This window comes from Cupriavidus pinatubonensis, assembly GCF_019602855.1.
Taxonomy (GTDB): Bacteria; Pseudomonadota; Gammaproteobacteria; order Burkholderiales; family Burkholderiaceae; genus Cupriavidus; species Cupriavidus pinatubonensis.
This window is the reverse complement of sequence record NZ_CP080766.1, coordinates 175643-192593: the sequence shown is the minus strand read 5'-3', so window position 1 is coordinate 192593 and position 16951 is coordinate 175643. Positions and strand designations below refer to the sequence as shown.

14 protein-coding genes are annotated in these 16951 nt (G+C 66.5%); 1 reads left to right on the top strand and 13 read right to left on the bottom strand.

Annotated elements, in window-relative coordinates:
- Window positions 1–19: 19 nt before the first annotated feature.
- From mauD to K2O51_RS00910, 7 genes are all read right to left on the bottom strand, one after another.
- A complete protein-coding gene (gene mauD, locus K2O51_RS00940) occupies window positions 20–607 on the bottom strand; it encodes a methylamine dehydrogenase accessory protein MauD (RefSeq protein ID WP_220630373.1) in 588 nt (195 codons plus the stop codon).
- 34 nt (window positions 608–641) lie between these two features.
- On the bottom strand, window positions 642–1205 hold the full coding sequence (locus tag K2O51_RS00935; protein WP_220630372.1) for a MauE/DoxX family redox-associated membrane protein: 564 nt from the start codon (window positions 1203–1205) through the stop codon (window positions 642–644).
- Window positions 1202–2407, bottom strand: coding sequence for an amine dehydrogenase large subunit (locus K2O51_RS00930; protein WP_140950394.1), 1206 nt, complete (start codon window positions 2405–2407; stop codon window positions 1202–1204). The genes K2O51_RS00935 and K2O51_RS00930 overlap by 4 nt, the downstream gene beginning before the upstream one ends.
- 166 nt (window positions 2408–2573) lie before the next feature.
- On the bottom strand, window positions 2574–4100 hold the full coding sequence (locus K2O51_RS00925; RefSeq protein ID WP_220630371.1) for an efflux transporter outer membrane subunit: 1527 nt from the start codon (window positions 4098–4100) through the stop codon (window positions 2574–2576).
- A gap of 23 nt (window positions 4101–4123) precedes the next feature.
- Complete coding sequence (locus K2O51_RS00920) at window positions 4124–5008, bottom strand: efflux RND transporter periplasmic adaptor subunit (RefSeq protein WP_220630370.1); 885 nt, start codon at window positions 5006–5008, stop codon at window positions 4124–4126.
- Window positions 5005–5160 (bottom strand): DUF1656 domain-containing protein, encoded by a 156-nt coding sequence (locus K2O51_RS00915; RefSeq protein WP_376989560.1) that lies wholly within the window; start codon window positions 5158–5160, stop codon window positions 5005–5007. Before K2O51_RS00915 ends, K2O51_RS00920 begins: the two co-directional genes overlap by 4 nt.
- 43 nt (window positions 5161–5203) lie before the next feature.
- Entirely contained in the window at window positions 5204–7216 is a 2013-nt protein-coding gene (locus K2O51_RS00910) for an FUSC family protein (RefSeq protein WP_041680172.1), read from the bottom strand.
- A gap of 180 nt (window positions 7217–7396) precedes the next feature.
- Here K2O51_RS00910 and K2O51_RS00905 point away from each other — a divergent pair, with 180 nt between their 5' ends.
- A complete protein-coding gene (locus tag K2O51_RS00905) occupies window positions 7397–8305 on the top strand; it encodes a LysR family transcriptional regulator (protein ID WP_011300206.1) in 909 nt (302 codons plus the stop codon).
- A gap of 73 nt (window positions 8306–8378) precedes the next feature.
- On the opposite strand, the gene K2O51_RS00900 is transcribed toward K2O51_RS00905, so the two are convergent.
- The 6 genes from K2O51_RS00900 to K2O51_RS00875 form a co-directional block, all read right to left on the bottom strand.
- Window positions 8379–8882, bottom strand: coding sequence for a hypothetical protein (locus K2O51_RS00900; protein WP_235679790.1), 504 nt, complete (start codon window positions 8880–8882; stop codon window positions 8379–8381).
- 200 nt (window positions 8883–9082) lie between these two features.
- Window positions 9083–9778, bottom strand: coding sequence for a 6-phosphogluconolactonase (gene pgl, locus K2O51_RS00895; protein ID WP_011300208.1), 696 nt, complete (start codon window positions 9776–9778; stop codon window positions 9083–9085).
- A gap of 345 nt (window positions 9779–10123) precedes the next feature.
- Window positions 10124–10465: a cupin domain-containing protein gene (locus tag K2O51_RS00890; RefSeq protein WP_011300209.1), complete on the bottom strand. Its 342-nt coding sequence runs from the start codon at window positions 10463–10465 to the stop codon at window positions 10124–10126.
- Between the two features lie 132 nt (window positions 10466–10597).
- Complete coding sequence (gene adeC / locus K2O51_RS00885) at window positions 10598–12067, bottom strand: AdeC/AdeK/OprM family multidrug efflux complex outer membrane factor (protein ID WP_011300210.1); 1470 nt, start codon at window positions 12065–12067, stop codon at window positions 10598–10600.
- Entirely contained in the window at window positions 12064–15216 is a 3153-nt protein-coding gene (locus K2O51_RS00880; protein ID WP_011300211.1) for an efflux RND transporter permease subunit, read from the bottom strand. The genes adeC and K2O51_RS00880 overlap by 4 nt, the downstream gene beginning before the upstream one ends.
- Window positions 15217–15243: 27 nt before the next feature.
- Window positions 15244–16404: an efflux RND transporter periplasmic adaptor subunit gene (locus K2O51_RS00875; protein ID WP_011300212.1), complete on the bottom strand. Its 1161-nt coding sequence runs from the start codon at window positions 16402–16404 to the stop codon at window positions 15244–15246.
- Window positions 16405–16951 lie beyond the last annotated feature (547 nt).

The window sequence follows — 16951 nt, the reverse complement described above, 5'->3', positions numbered from 1 at the left end:
CGTCGTGTCTCCTTGCCGCTCAGGCATGCGTTTCCAGGAACTGCTGCACCGACGCCACGTTCAGGTCCATCGCCGTGAACAGGCTCTCGAGCTGTTCGCGGGAGTTGACCAGGCCCTTGGCGCGCAGCGTTCCGTGCTCGTCCAGCAGCACCGCGTAAGGCAGCTTGCCGATCTGCAGATGCATGCCGAGTTCGCGCGACAGCACGTAGTCGAAATCGCCCAGGCCGGCCTGGCGCAGGAAGGCCAGATGCTCGGGCTGCTCGCCGTCGGACGCGAGCACGATGCGCAGCCAGTTGCCTTCGCTCGCGCGGATGGACTTCAGGACGGGAATCAGCTTCTTGCAGACCGGGCAGGTCGGCGACAGGAAGAACAGCAGCGTGCTGGCCGCCTGATGGCCGCCCACGGTGACGGAGGTGCCGCGCACGTCCTGCAGCGCGAACGGCTCCAGCGGCTGGCCAACGCGCGGGCCGGCGTCGATCATCAGCGCGCCCATCGGGGCGACGCGTTCATACAGGATGCCGACCTGGCGGGCAAGGGCGTAGAGCCCGAACAACAGCGCCAGCACGGCGATCCACAGCACGATATTGGCAATGACAAGTGCAGTCATGGCAGTCTCACGAAGAAAGAGAGGAAAAGGGGATTCAGGCTCGTACCGGTCCACGCACACGGCCGGCGTTGACGAGCAGTTGCGTGGCGCCGAGCCACATGAGCAGCAGGGCGAGAGCGATAAAGCCTGCGGCGGCATAGTCGAGCGCCGACATGGCCCGGCCGTTGCCGACTGCGGCAGATGCTGCCGCGATGCTTAGCACGGCGAGCAGCACGGCATTGCGCCCCAACAGTCCAGCGGACAGCGGCATGCTGTCGTCTGCGCCGCCGCAGCCGCAGCGGATATCGCGCCGGCCGCGGATCAGGTTGATGGCCACGGCGCCCGTTGCCAGGCCAGTTACGCCCATCGCCGCGAGAGCCGAAGCCGCCTGCAGCGGCATCAGCGCGAGCAGTAGCACGGCAAGGGCCTCAGCGCCGATGAAGCCGATCGCCACAACGCGCGACCACGCAGTCGGCACGAGGCGGTATGCATCGACGGCGCCATGGAAGCGAGCCGGTTCGCGCAGCTTCGGTGCGACCGACAGCAGCAGTACCAGGGCTGCGGCTGCGCTACATGCCGCCGTGACGACCGGGTCGCCGATCAGATCGTAGGCAGTCACTGGTGCGCCTCCACTTGCACGGAGTTCTCGCTGACGTTGTCCATGCGCGCGACCTGCTTCAGGTTTCGGGCGGGGTCCAGCGCGACCACGCCCGACTTGGCGGCATCGAGCGCATACAGCACCGGCTGGCTACTTTGCGTGATGGTCAGCGCCAGCGCGTTCTGCCCTGGTGCACGTGCTACGCGCTTGTGCTCGGCAAGGTCGACGGTCCAGATCTCGGCGGCCGGGGTTTTGTGCGAGCCTTCGCGGCTGCGCGGATGCATGCCGACGTAGAGCCGCTGCGTGGCCGCGTGCAGCGTGAAGAGCTGGTAGCCGCCCGGCTTCCAGCCGCCCCTGGCATCGGCGGCGGAGAGGATGGGCCACGGCTTGCCGAATGCCGGCGCGTCGGCTGACAGGTCAGCCGTGTACACGTTGCCGTTGAACGACATGAAGTAGAGCGTGTCGCCGATGCGTTCCGAGTGCAGGAAGACCGGGTCGGCGTCGGGATCAAACATTCGCGTACTGCGCTTCTGGCCGGTGGGCTGGCCCTGAGCGTCGTGCGATACGGTCAGCATGGCGCCGTCGCTGCACAGCGTACGGAAGCGCTGGCTCGATGCCGCCGTCGCGAAGATGCCCCAGCAGCCGGGCGTCTGCGTTTCCGCGACGAACTTGCCGGCCTGGAGGTCGATGATGCTGACCGATGTTGCCGGTGTGGCGTTCTGCACGTACAGGAATCGGCCATCCGCCGATACCGCGATGATGCCGCGGTAGTTCAGCGACTGCGCGTGCCGCGGCGGGATCACGATCTCGCTGCGGTAGGCCAGCGTATCGGCGTCGTAAATGCTGACGACATCCGTGCGCTCGCCGCGGGTCAGGCGCGGGTAGTAGGTGGAAACGACATAGATCGAGCGCTTGTCCGGCGACAGCACGGACTGCCCGCCGAAACCCGTGGGCAGCAGGCCCAGGTACTTCATCTTCCTGCCGTCCACGATATGCAGCCGGCCGTCGACCATGTGGCGGAACGCCACGTCGGAGATATACAGCCGGTTCTCGTCGGCGGGCGCCAGCGGCGCCACCGTCAGTGTCTCGGGCGGCAGGTCTTCGGCCACGGCCGCGCCCGCGCCCGCGCCGAGCACTGCGGCAAGCAAGAGGGGGATCAGGCGCCGGGATCTGCGTCCGGCTTCCCGCGGCGCACGCCTGGGCGCGCTGCTGGCGTTGTTCACGACAGGCTCCTGTCTGTATTGGAATGGAGCCTTAGTCTAGAAAAGGCGGTCGCTCAGGCGTTAGCCAGGATCGGCAACGGTCATACCGGGGGAATTACTAGGGTGAACCAAGGTTGCGGACGCGGATAAGCCGTGCCAAAGCGCTGAATTGGCGCGAGATTTGGCCTCAGGCGGGGGGCGAAGAGGGCCTTGCGGGTGGCGCTGCACCGTGCAGGAGCACGACGGCGTCCGGGCGAGTATCCGATTTTGGCAATGGAAGAGAGGCGTCGTGGCCGCGTTCCTCCGCTCGCGGAGCCCCCTCAGGCTGCTGCCACCCTCCGCCAAGCGCCAGAAACAGGTCGATCTGACGCATGGCAACAAGGCTGTCCGACTCCGCGAGCGCAGCTTCCGCATCGGCCAGCGTTCGCTCTGCATCCAGCCGCGCCAGGTATGGCGTACGTCCAGCCTCGTAACGCCGCCGTTCCTGCCGGGCGGCTTCCACTGCCTGGTCGCGCGCGAGCTGCAGCGCGTGCTGTCGCTCCAGCTCGCGCGCGTAGGCGCTGAGTGCGGTTTCGGTCTCCTGCAATGCTCGCAATACCACACCATCAAAATGCGCGAGCGCGGCATCTGCACCGGCTTCCATGCGTGCAATGCGCGGGCGCACGCCATTGGTGGGGAAATTCCAGCTCAGCATCGGGCCAATGCTCCAGCGGACCGTAGGCCCACTGCCCAGCTCGCTCAGCAAGCCGGTCAGCCCGGCCGACGCGCCGATCCGGATGCTTGGATACAGGTCGGCCGTGGCCACCCCGATCTTCGCGGTGGCAGCGGCCAGTTCGCGTTCGGCTTGCCGGATGTCGGGCCGGCGCTTGAGTAGCGCGGCGCCGTCGCCAACCGGCAGCGGTTGTGTCAGCGGCGGTTCCTCGTGGCATTCGATGTCCTCTGCTGGCAGGGCTGCCGGCGGCTTGCCGAGCACCAGCGCCAGTCGGAACCCGGCGGCTTCGCGCGCGGCTGCCAGCGGGGGCAGCGCGGCGCGCAAGGCCTCCACACGCGCCTGGGCGCGCACGGTGTCCGTGGGTTCGGCCCGGCCGGCAGATGCGAGTCTGCGCGTGGCATCGACCGCACGTTCCTGCAGCGCAATCTGGTGCCGGGCCACTTCCAGTTCATGGCTGGCCGCGCAGCCTTGCACGTAGGCGCGCACCGTCTGGGCCGCCACGCCAACGCGGGCGGCGTCGAGGGCTGCTTCGCTGGCCTGCATGTTCGCCAGCGCCGCTTCATCGGCCCGCGCAAGCTTGCCGAAGAAGTCGATCAGGTAGGACACGCCGGGCCCGAAGTCCCCGAGGTTGAACACCGGCGGCTTGGTCGTCTGCAGGTAGCTCTGGCCCGACAACTGGGCGCGGGAGACGCTCGCGCTGATGCCGCCTTGCGGCAGATTCTCCGCCTCTACCTCGTGCAACGCAGCCGTGGCCCGGCGCAGGTTGGCCGATGCCACGCGGATATCCGTGTTGGCCGCGAGCGCCTCGCGGACCAGGCGGTCGAGCCGGGGATCGTCGTAGAGTTGCCACCACGCATCGGGGACCGGGCCGATCGATACAGCGGGATTCGCACTGCCCAGCAGCTTCCCGTTGGCTTCCGGGGCGCGTACGGCGGCGGTGTCCGGTAAGTGGTAATCCGGTCCGACTGTGGTGCACGCGAACAAGGCCGGCACCAGTGGCATTAGCCATATCCATCGCCATATCCTCACGGCTTGCGCTCCGCGACTGGCTGCTGCACGGACACTGTGGCCGTGCGTCCCGAAACCAGTCGCACCTCAGGCGGGACCGCATCAAACGTGATGCGCACGGGCACGCGCTGCGCCAACCGCACCCAGTTGAACGTCGGGTTTACGTTCGGCAGCAGGTTGGAGCCGGCGCTGCGGTCCCGGTCCTCGATGCCGGCGGCGATGCTCTGCACGTGGCCGCGCAGATGGTGTGGCTCGCCCATGATATGTACGTCGACCGGGCTGCCGATGTGGATGCGGTGCAGCTTGGTTTCCTCGAAATAGCCTTCCACATGGAACGACGCGGAATCGACCATGGACAGCACGGGCCGTCCGGTGGAAACGTAGTCGCCCAGCCGCGGCAGGCGGTCATTGAGATAGCCGTCGGCGGGGCTGAGCACGCTGGTGCGCTCCAGGTTCAGGCGCGCAAGGCGTACGGTGGCGTCGGCCTGTGCCAGTGCGGCTTCGGCCTGTTCGACGCGGGCGCGGCTCTGTTCGGCCACTTCGCCAGCGACCAGCCCGTCGAGCGAGCGGTTGCGCGCGGATTCGCGCCTTGCCTGCGTCAGTGTCGCGCGCAATGCCGCGGCATTCGCTGTCGCCTGCTGCAGGGCCAGCGCGTAGCGGTCGCGGTCGATCTCGAACAGCACTTGGCCGCCCCGCACTTGCTGGTTGTCGTGCACGAGCACGCGCGTCACCAGGCCGGAGACGTCCGGTGCGATCTGGACGATATCGGCGCGCACATGGCCGTCGCGCGTCCACGGCGCGGCCGTGTAGTAATCCCACAGGTGCCGCAGCACCAGGACAGCGGCGAGCAGTGCCAGCAGCGTGGGCAACAGCCGAAAGAGGGGGCGGAATCTGAACGTCATGTCGGCAGCCTCAGACCGAGGGCGACGACGCCGCCCAGGACGATCACATAGAGGCAGAGATTGAAGAGGGAGCGATGCCACACGTGCCGGTAGAACCCGAGCCGCGCGAGCAGCACGCGCACGCATGTGGTGGCCGCGAACGCTGCAAGCATCAGCACCAGCAGAGCAGGCACGAACACGCCGTAAAGGTCGATTTCAGTGTTCAACGCCGGCTCCTGTATCCGGTACGCCGGGGACGTGTGGCTCGTGCAGCGTGACACGCAGTACGACGAGCGCGGCAATCGCCTCGTCCCGATGCCCCGGCAGCGCGGCGATCTGGGCGATAGCCAAGTCGATGCAAGCGGGCAATTCGGGGGACGGCGCTGCGGCATGGCCGCTGCGCAGGCGTGCACGGTAGTGGCGCGCCACCAGTGCCAGCACACGCCGGACGGGCCGCCGTGCGACGGTGGGTAGCGACGGCAGCGCGCGCCGCAGCGCCAGTGCGCAGAATCCAACATGCAGTTCGCTGAAGCCATCCGGGCCGGCGCGCACGGCGCCAAGCCGTGGCACCAACTGGCCGAGGCGATCCAGCATGCGCGCGCCAAGCTTCGCGTCATGGTCCGCACCCGGCCATGCGGCGGCGCCGGCCAGGTCCTGCCAGCTAGCGCGGATCAGCCGGCGCGCGGCCACGCTTGCGCCGAACGGACGCGTGGCCAGCGCCCACAACGGTGCGAACAGCATGGCCGCGGCATTGGCAAGGCTGCCGTTGAACGTGCCAAGGAAATTGGCGTCGTAGACGCTCTGGATATTGGCGAACGATGCCGTGTTCACCGACAGCAGCATGGCAATCAGGTTGAAGCCGGGCCGTGTGATCAGCATGCCGATGCCAAGGTAGGGCACGGCCAGCATGCCAGCGAGCGCCTCGAAGTTCTGCGCATGCGGTACCACCAGGAACAGGTAGAACGAGGCCACGACGAAGCAGACCGCGCTCCAGCGCAGGAAAGATCGCGCGACCGGCCGCGGCTCGTCGATGGTCGCGAAGAAGCAGCATGCGATGGAGGACACTGCCACCGGCCCGGCGCCGTCTGTCCAGCCCGAGAAGATCCACAGCAGTCCGGCGCAGAACACCGCCAGCCCGGTGGACGCGGCACCGAACAGCAGCATGCCGTGGTCGTGATGCAGGGCACCCCTTGCCGGCATGGTTGCGGCGGCGGGGGAATCGCTCAGTTTCGGAAGCGGCTGGTCGGGCCGGTCGCCGATGCCATGCTGGAGCGCTGCGCTGTCGCTGCACAACGCGGCCAGTTGCGTGAGCTGGCTGCTTGCCGCCGTGAGCAACTGCGCGTGCCAGCTGTCTGCGGCGGCGCTGGCGAGCGCATGGCGATCCGCATGCGGCGGCGAGCCAGCCAGGCCACCGCGCAGCCATTGCGAGAGCGCCGACAACGCCTGCGCGAGCGGTGCCGGCACGCCGGCCGGATGCATGCGTAGCGCCTGCAGCACCGCAGACAGCGCGGACAGCAACGGCATCAGCGTGGTCATGCGTGCCCGCAAGGCGCGCGCATGGCGCAAGGAACCGGCGCTTTCGGTGTCGTACGAAAGCTGGGCGATCAATTGATCCAACGCGAGGATGTCGGCGGCGAGGCGATGGCGCCCTGCGTCGGCCCGAGGATTCGCGCAGAGGATGTCGTCAGCCCATGCCGCGGCATCCGCCAGCCAGCTCGCGGCGCGTGCGCGCAGGGCCGGAGCGACCTTGGCCGGCAGGATGATCGACCCGACCAGGCCCGCGCAGACAATGCCGATGACGATTTCTTCGATGCGCGCGACGGCCAGGTCGAAGATCTGCGCGGGCTGGTCCACCGCCGGCAGCGCCACGATCGGCAGCGTGTACGCCGCCAGCAGAAACACATACGCGCGCGGCGAGCGCTGCAGCAGTGACAGGTAGACCAGCGCGACGATCCACAGCGAGATGGCGCCCATCAGCACGATGGGCATGTTGATCAGCAGCGGCACGGTCGCCACGGCGGCGGCGGCGCCCAGCACGGTGCCGGCGACGCGATACGCGGCCTTGGAACGCGTGGCGCCTGTCAGCGGATGCGAGACGAAGTACACCGTCGCCATGGCCCAGTACGGCCGCGGCAGGCCGAGCGCAAGCGCGATATAGAGCGCGAGCATGGCGGCCAGGAATGCTTTCAGCGAAAACAGCCACTGTCTTGCATTCGGCCGCATGGCCATGAGATCGAGTTTTAGTGTTCTGGTTTGGGGGCGCATCGTGCGCCGCCTGGTACGGCCCTGTTGCCGGACGCAGGCGCAAGCGGAGCGTGGAAGCGAAGTGTAGTCAAATGGCGGCCATTCCAATCATGATTTAAAATTCCTGGAATCATTCAATATTTTCATGGAAGTGCAGACACCGTCATGCCTATTGATATCCGCGCGCTACGCTACTTTGTCGAAACTGCGCGACTGAGGAGTTTTACGCAGGCGGCCACGTCGCTATTCGTCACGCAATCGACTATCAGCAAGATGGTTCGCCAGCTGGAGGACGAGGTCGGGCAGCCGCTGCTGATCCGCGAAGGCAAGACGGTGCGACTGACCGACGTGGGCCGTGTGGTGTATGAGCGCGGCCAGGAAGCGCTCGGCGTTGTGCACCGGCTCACGCTGGAGGTGGCGGATCTGTCATCGCTGGGACGCGGACAGTTGACCGTCGGCATTCCGCCCATGGTCAACCTGTTCTTTTCGCCCGCGGTCAGCGCATTCCGCAAACGCTATCCGAATCTCGAACTGCATCTGGCCGAGCATGGCGGCCATCTGGTCGAACAGATGGTGGCCAGCGGCGAACTGGAGGTGGGTGCCACGGTGCTGCCGGTGGACGACGGCGTGGAACTGGCCACCCAGCCGTTCGCCAACTATCCGATCTGGGCAGTGGGGCCGCGCAAGGCGGCCTGGGCGCGCGGCAAGACCGTCAGCCTGGCGGCGCTGCGCGATGAACCGCTGGTGTTGCTGACTGACGCGTTCTCGCTCACGCACAAGCTGCGCCTGGCGTTCCTGGAGGCGCGCATGGAGCCGCGCGTGGTCGCGCAAAGCGGCCACTGGGATTTCCTGGCGTCAATGGCGGCTGCCGGGCTCGGTACGACGTTCCTGCCTCAGCCCTTCCTGGCACGGTTGCAGGACCGCGACAACCTTGCGGTGGCGCGGCTGACGGAGCCGGCGATGGACTGGGCACTGGCGCATACCTGGCTGCCGGGCCGCTATCTTTCGCACGCGGCGCGGGCATGGCTCGCGGTCTGCGACGAAGTACTGGGCGGGAAGACGCTGTCGGCGTGAACCTGTCTTGTCCCGGTGGGCTTGGGGCAGGCCGAATTGCTGGCGAGCACAGCAATGGTGGGCGGTGATCGTCCTATCGGACTTCTGGTGAAGGATAGAGGGACGTGGCGCTCGATGCGCCCGACGTGTCGCATCTTCCGGGCGGGATGTGCAGCACGACCAGCGGCTCCTGTCCCGCCGCATAGCGGTAGTCCAGCGTCACGCCAAGCTTGCCCAGCACAGGGACATCCGGGTTGCGGCAAACGCCGCGCTCCAGGATCGGGCGGGCCGACACCATGAAGGCCTTGGTGTCCTCGCGCTTCGGTTCGACGCCGGTCACCTGCAGGTGAAACTCCACAATCTTGCCGGGCCGCGTGGCGCAGCCGGTCAGGCGGGTTGAACTATCGAGCGCGATCGGAGTGGCTCGCGCCAGCTCCGCGCACGCCAGGCCGAGCTGGCGTTCGGCATCGCGCGCGGTCAGCCGCGTGACGCCTGCCATCCCGCTTGGCTTGCCACGTACGGTGCCCAGCAGCAGGCTGGCCAGGCCGGAAAGCGTAGGTGCGGCAAAACCGGCCGTAGATGTCGTGAGGAGCAGCACGGCGAGCAGGCATGATGCCCGCCGTTTATCGAGAGGGAGGCAGGGGAAAGGCATGAAAGACCGCAACGCAGGGAGAAACATCTGGTAACACGCGTTGCCCACTGTAGCGCGCGGCGGTGCCGATTGTTGTCAGGCGTTGTCCTACGGCGCAACAAGGCCTGTATTTGCATTGCGGGAATCAGGGTGCCAGAACGAGACGCCTATTGGGTCCAGTAGACATCCACGGGCGTGCTGTCCTGGTGCAGCAGGTAGCTGACCGGCAGCATCGGCGTGGGCTCCATGGTGGCGGCATCGAATACCTGTTTCTTCCACGGCCCGCTGAAGCTCAGCAGCACACGCCGCGCGCCCAGCAACGCACGCAGGTTCAGGCTGACGCGGCGGTGCGGTGCCGCGCGCGGGCTCATGGCGAGGTAGCCCGGGGGCTCGTTCAGCGACAGGCCTACGGACAGTTCGGGCGCATCCGCAAACAGCGACGCGGTATGGCCATCGTCGCCCATGCCGAGCACGACCACGTCAGGCTGGCGGTAATTGCGGTTCAGTTCGGCCACGACGGCCGAAGTGTCGATCTCTTCGATCTCCGTACAGAACGTCGGCACGGGCGGCTGGAACGTCGCGCGCGAAGCGGCCTGGCGCAACAGCACGTCGCAGACGAGCCGTGCATTGCTGTCTGTGTGATCGATGGGGACCATGCGCTCGTCAACGAGCATGACGCTGATGCGATCCCATGGCAAGGGGCGCTGTTGCAATGCCGCGAACAGCGGCAGCGGCAAACGGTCCCCCGAGATGGCCAGGCAAGCTTCCTCCTTGCTGGCCAGCGTGCGTTCCAGCTCGCACGCCACGGCGCGCGCCATGGCATCGGCGTGCGCGCAGGCATCGTTCAGTTCGATTTGGCGCATTGGCTCTTCCTCCCTGCAGGTGGCGGCAAGGCGATCCACGGCGGGGTGCAACGCCTGGCTCGCGTGCGGCCGGACGGCATGCTCATGCCGGTATTCCGGTCCACGTTTCGGGTCGCGCTTTTGGCTGGTTTGGCGATTTGCCGGGCACAGCGCTTGTCGGATGAATCGATTCTAGGTGCCAAACGGTGCGCTGCACAATCGGGCATGCACTGACACGTTCGCGAAGGTGCGCCGAGTCCACTCCGTACTGCCGCAGCATGCAGACGGCTTCACAATTCACGCTCATGCGCAACGAAGGAAGCGTCGACGAGCGGTGTAGCGCGCTGTTGCGGCGCGAAAAGCGGCTCAGGAACCGCCGCGGTCGACCAGCACGACGGTCACCAGCAACGACGTGTTGGTGATGGCGTTGACATCATGTGCCGCGCCGGCCCCAAGGTAGAGCAGGTCCCCCTGATGCAGGCGCCGCTGGGCACCGTCCACGCCGATCTCCACTTCGCCTTCCAGGCACTGGATGGTCGATGGACCGGCGACGGAATGCGATCCGACCTGCTTGCCCGCCGGCAGTACCATGCGCATCACTTCCAGCCGGTGTTCCTTGAACAGTGCGGCACTCGGAGTCTGCGTGAGTTGCTTGCCGAGCGGCAGCACGCTGGCGACTTCGCCGGAAGACAGGTGGGGCAGGGACATGGCGGGACTCCTCGTTGCGGCGTTATCTGGCGGGAATGACATGCGACCTCGTCATTGTAGGAGCCATGAAGGTCCCGCCGGACCCGCGCAACAATGGCCAGCCAACTTTGCGCCGGCTGGCCCCGCCGGGGATCAGGACGCGGGCGCGGGCGCCGGCTGGCCGCCGGTGTCGGCAGCAGGGCCGGTCTGGTCATGCCAGCCGCCGCCGAGGGCCTTGTAGAGATTGACCTCGCTGGTCAGCTGTTCCTGTCGTGCGACGATCAGGAGCTGCTGGGCGTTGTACAGCGAGCGCTGCGCATCCAGCACCGCCAGGTAGCTGTCCACGCCGGTGCGGTAGCGACGGTCTGCGAGGTTGTAGGCATCCTGCGCCGCTTCGACAAAACGCACCTGCGCTTCGAGTTGGCTCGTATACGTGCCGCGCGCGGCGAGGCCGTCGGAAACTTCGCGGAAGGCTGTCTGGATCGTGCGCTCGTACTGCGCGACGTTGATGTCCTTCTGGATCTTTGCGTAGTCGAGGCTCGCGCGCAGGCTGCCGGCCGTGAACAGCGGCAGGCTGATCTGCGGCTGGAACAGCCAGGTGCCCGATCCGGCCTTGAACAGGCCGGACAGTTCATTGCTGGCCGTGCCCGCCGAAGCCGTCAGGGCGATGCGCGGGAAAAACGCCGCGCGTGCCGCGCCGATATTGGCGTTGGCCGAGCGCAGGCGGTGTTCGGCTGCAAGCACGTCGGGACGGTTCTGCAGCAGGTCGGATGGCAATCCGGCAGGCACGTCCGCCGTCAGCTTCTGGTCGAGCGGCAACGGCGCCGGCAGGTCGTCCGGCATGCCGGTGCCCAGCAACAGCACCAGCGCATTCTCGTCCTGCGCGACCAGGCGCGTGTAGCGCGCCAGGCTGGCACGCGCGTTTTCCACGGCGGTCTGCGACTGCCGCAGGTCCAGACGCGAGGCAATGCCTTCCTCGTAGCTGCGGCGCGTCAGGCCATAGCTGCGTTCGTAGTTCGCCAGCGTACTGCGCGTGAGCGTGAGCTGCGCGTCGTCGGCGAGCAGTGCCAGGTAGGCGTTGGCCACGCTGGCCACCAGCGCGATCTGAGCACTGCGCCGGGTTTCGTCGCTTGCGAAATATTGCTCCAGTGCCGCTTCGCTGAGGCTGCGGATACGGCCGAACAGGTCAAGCTCCCATGCGGTCGTGCCGAGCGACACGCCATACTGGCTCGCGATGATGCGCCGCCCGGTGGTGGACAGGTCCGCGGGAATGCGCTGGCGCGTTTCCTGCGCGGCCACGCCGATCGCGGGGAACAGGTCGGCCCGTTCGATCTGGTATTGCGCACGGAATGCTTCGACGTTCAGTGCCGCCACGCGCAGGTCGCGGTTGTTGTCGAGTGCGACTTCGATCAGGCGGCGCAGCCGCGCGTCGGCAAAGAAATCGCGCCAGCCAAGATCGGTCGCACGCATCTGCTGTGCGCCGGCGGCGGCATCGGCAGTCGGATACGCGGCGCCTTGCGGGTAGGCTTGCGCCACTGGCAGCGACGGCTGTTCATAGGAGGGAATCAAGCTGCAGCCGGCCAGCAGGGCGACGGCGGCAGCACAGGTCAAAGTCTTCTTCATTGCAGCGCGCCTTTTTCCGCGGGGGTGTCAGGCTGGCTCGGCTTGCGTTTGCGTGCGAACAGCGAATTGACGGCGACAAAGAACAACGGCACCCAGAAGATCGCGAGCACCGTCGCGGTGATCATGCCGCCGATCACGCCAGTGCCGATGGCATGCTGGCTACCCGCGCCGGCGCCGGTGGAGATCGCCAGCGGGAACACGCCGAGCATGAACGCGAGCGAGGTCATCACGATCGGGCGCAAACGCATGCGGCACGCCTCGATGGCGGCGTCGACGAGGCCTTTGCCGTGCTCGTACTGGCTCTTGGCGAACTCCACGATCAGGATGGCGTTCTTGGCCGACAGGCCGATGGTGGTCAGCAGGCCGACCTGGAAGAACACGTCGTTGGACAGGCCGCGTGCCATGGTGGCGAGCAGGGCGCCAATCACGCCGAGCGGCACCACGAGCATCACCGAGAACGGGATCGACCAGCTTTCATAAAGTGCAGCCAGGCACAGAAACACCACCAGCAGTGACAGCGCATAGAGCGCCGGCGCCTGCGAACCCGACAGCCGCTCTTCATACGAGAGTCCGGTCCATGCATAGCCCACGCCGGCCGGCATCTGCTTCATGATCTCCTCGATTGCCTTCATGGCTTCGCCGGAGCTGCGGCCGGCAGCGGGTTCGCCCAGTACCTCCACGGCCGGCACGCCGTTGTAGCGCTGCAGCTTCGGCGAGCCGAAGCCCCACTTGCCCTCGGCAAACGCGGAGAACGGCACCATGTCTCCCTTGTCGTTGCGTACGAACCATTTATCCACGTCGTCGGGGTTCATACGGGAATCGGGGCGGCCCTGCACGTAGACGCGCTTGACGCGGCCGCGGTCGATGAAGTCGTTCACATAGCTCGACCCCCACGCGATCGTCACCGTGCTGTTGATGTCGGCCAGCGAGAGGCCGAGCGCGCGCGCCTTTTCATCGTCGATCACCAGCTGGTACTGCGGCTGGTCATTGAGCCCGTTGGGGCGCACACGCTGTAGTACCGGACTCTTCGACGCGAGCGCGAGGAACTTGTCGCGCGCGTTCATCAGGGCCTGGTGGCCGATGCCGGCCTGATCCTGCAGGTACAAGTCGAAGCCCGTGGCGTTGCCCAGTTCCTGCACGGCAGGGGGGGCGAACGCGAATGACATCGAGTCGCGGAAGCTCGCGAACTTGCGCTGTGCGCGCGCCGCCAGGTCGAACACGCTGGTGTTGTCGCCGGTGCGTTCTTCCCACGGCTTGAGCAGGATGAAGGCGAGCCCCGAGTTCTGGCCGCGGCCCGCAAAGTTGAAGCCGTTGACGGTAAACAGCGAGTCCACCACGCCGCCTTCCTCCTTCAGCAGGTATTCACGCATCTGGACCAAGACTTTCTGCGTGCGCTCGGCGGTGGCGCCGGCCGGTGTCTGCACCTGTGCGTAGAGCACGCCCTGGTCTTCTTCGGGCAGGAAGGACGTGGGAATGCGCGTGAACAGGAAGCCCATCGCCACGAGGATTGCCACGTAGATCAGCACGAACGGCAGGCGGCGCTTCAGGATCGTCGATACGCCGCGCTCATAGCCCTGCGTGGTGGAGATGAACTTGCGGTTGAACCAGCCGAAGAAGCCGCCCTTGTTCTCGCCATGGTCGCCCTTTTCGATGGGTTGCAGCATGGTCGCGCAAAGGGCCGGCGTCAGGATCAGCGCGACCAGCACCGACAGCACCATCGACGACACGATGGTGATCGAGAACTGCCGGTAGATCACGCCCGTGGAGCCGCCGAAGAACGCCATCGGCAGGAACACCGCCGACAGCACCATGGCAATGCCGACCAGCGCACCCTGGATCTGGCCCATGGACCGCCGCGCCGCCTCCTTGGGTGGCAAGCCTTCCTCGGCCATCACGCGCTCGACGTTTTCCACCACGACGATTGCGTCATCGACGAGCAGGCCGATGGCCAGCACCATGCCGAACATGGTCAGCGTATTGATGGTGTACCCGAACGCGGCCAGCACGCCGAACGTGCCCAGCAGCACCACGGGCACGGCGATCGTCGGGATCAGCGTGGCGCGGAAGTTCTGCAGGAACAGGTACATCACCAGGAACACCAGCACGATGGCTTCCATCAGCGTCTTCACGACCTCGTGGATCGAGCCCGAGATCACCGGCGAGGTGTCATACGGGTAGACGACCTTCATGCCGGCCGGGAAGAACGGCTCCAGCGTGTCGAGCGTCTTGCGGATCGCGCGCACCGTTTCCAGCGCGTTGGCGCCGGCCGCCAGACGCACGGCAATACCGGAAGCGGGCTGGCCGTTGTACTGCGCGTTGATGTTGTAGTCCTGGCCGCCCAGGCCGACCTCGGCCACGTCCTTCAGCCGCACCTGCGAGCCGTCCGGGTTCACCTTTAGCAGGATGTTGCCGAACTGCTCGCTGGTCTGCAGGCGGGTCTTGCCGATCACGCTCGCATTGAGCTGCTGGCCCTGAACGGCCGGCAGCCCGCCAAGCTGGCCGGAAGCGACCTGCACGTTCTGCGCCTTGATCGCGTTGCTGACATCGAGCGGCGTGAGCTGGTAGCTGTTGAGCTTGGCGGGGTCGATCCACACGCGCATGGCGTACTGCGAACCGAACACCTGGAAGTCGCCGACGCCGTAGGTGCGCGACAGCGGATCCTGGATGTTGGAGACGATGTAGTTCGACAGGTCTTCCCGCGTGACCTTGGGGTCGGTCGAAATCAGTCCCACGATCAGCAGGAAGTTGCGCACCGACTTGGTCACGCGGATACCTTGCTGCTGCACTTCCTGCGGCAGCAGTGGCTGCGCGAGCGCAAGCTTGTTCTGCACCTGCACCTGCGCGATATCCGGGTTAGTGCCCTGTTCGAACGTGACCGTGATGGTCATGCTGCCGTCGGCGTTGCTTTCCGACGAGATGTAGCGCAGCCGGTCGAGGCCGTTGAGCTGCTGCTCGATGACCTGGACCACCGTGTCCTGCACGGTCTCGGCCGAAGCGCCCGGATAGTTGACCGAGATGGCGATGGTTGGCGGCGCAATGGCCGGGTACTGGCTGATTGGCAGCGAGCGGATCGACAGCACGCCGGCCAGCATGATGACCAGCGCGATCACCCACGCGAAGATAGGGCGATCGATAAAGAAATTGGACATGAATACTCCCTCGCCCTCGTAACGCGCTCAGGGCTTGGCCGCGACCGCGGCGGATGCGCCGGCGGCGGCCGCGGGCGGGTTGCCTGTGCCGCTGTCTGCCTGGGCGACGCGGACCTTCGCGCCGGGCTTGACGAACTGCACGCCTTCGACGATCACACGGTCGCCGGCCTTCAGGCCGTCGGCCACCAGCCATTTGTCGCCGATGGCGCGGTCGGTGCGGATCTGGCGCAGTTCGACCTCGTCCTTCGCGTTGACCACCAGCGCCGTGGCCTGGCCCTTGAGGTCACGCGTAACGCCTTGCTGGGGCACGAGCAGGCCGTCGGTCTTCACGCCTTCGCGCAGGCGCGCGTGGACGAACATGCCGGGCAGCAGCTCGTGGCGCGGGTTGGGGAACACGGCGCGCAGCGTGACCGAGCCGGTGCCCTGGTCCACCGCGACCTCGGAGAACTCCAGCCGGCCGGTCTCGGGGTATTTCGTGCCGTCTTCGAGCACCAGGTTGACCTGCGCCGCATTGGTGCCGGCGCTCTGCAACGCGCCGTTGGCGAGTTCGCGCCGCAGCCGGAGCAGCGATGCGGAAGGCTGCGTCACATCGACGTAGATCGGATCGAGCTGCTGCACAACGGCGAGCGCCGCCGCCTGCCCGTTGGTAACCAGCGCGCCCTCGGTCACGCTGGAACGGCCGATCCGCCCCGAAATGGGCGCCAGCACCTTGGTGTAGCGCAGGTTGATCTCGGCCCGGTCCAGCGTCGCCTGGGCCTGCTGCCACGCGGCCTTGGCCTCGTCATACTGCTGCTTGCTGACCGCTTCGTCGCCAACCAGGCGTCCGTAGCGCTGCGCCAGCAGCCGCGATGACTCCATCGTTGCCCTGGCGCTCTTGTAGGTCGCATCGTAGGTAGACGGGTCGATCTGATAGAGCTGCTGGCCCTGGGTCACGTCGCTGCCTTCCTTGAACAGCCGCCGCAGGATAATGCCGTCCACCTGGGGCCGGACTTCGGCAATGCGGTAGGCCGTGGTGCGGCCGGGAAGCGAGGTATCCAGCGTGACTGCTTCGGTCTTCAGCGTGACCACGCTGACCTGGGGCGGGGGCGGGGCGGCGGCTTCTTTTTTTCCGCCGCATCCGGCGAGCGTGGACAGGGCGATGGCCAGCGTAACCGGACCCCAGGCGCGGCAGCCGCGTGATCGTTGCATTGCGAGTTCCTGCGAAAAAATCAAGCGAATCAAGGTGTTCGGCGGTCAATCACGACAGCCGTCCGGAGCCGGATAGGGAGGCTTAGCAAATGCCATGCCCGACGCCTCGCCGCCGGCTGTGGACGGCATGCCAGGACGTGCGGACGCCCCGGAAGTTGCCCGGCGTAGCCGAGAAGTCTATCTCGACTCACGAAAACGTTCCGGGCATTATCAGCTTTCAATATTTCAGAATCTTTCATCGCAGGTTTGCGGGCGACTTTCCAGCGATCTGGACCTGCATTTCACCCGTCCGGGGGTGTTGCCGCGGAGTGCAAGCTGTGACAATCCACCCTGAGAGACCCGACTCAGGTCCTCAAGCCCTTATGCCCGTCCCCGCACGGGCTTTTTTCTTTTCCCGAGCCGCCCCGCCGGTCCTCCAAGTGTCCGCTCATGCCTTTTTCTCCGGCCGTGGGCGGCGCTGGCAAGGCACTTCTCAACTGTGCTCTTGAACTGTGCTCCTGTCTGTACGCACCGCAGGGCGCGCGCCGAACCTACTCTGACGCTACAG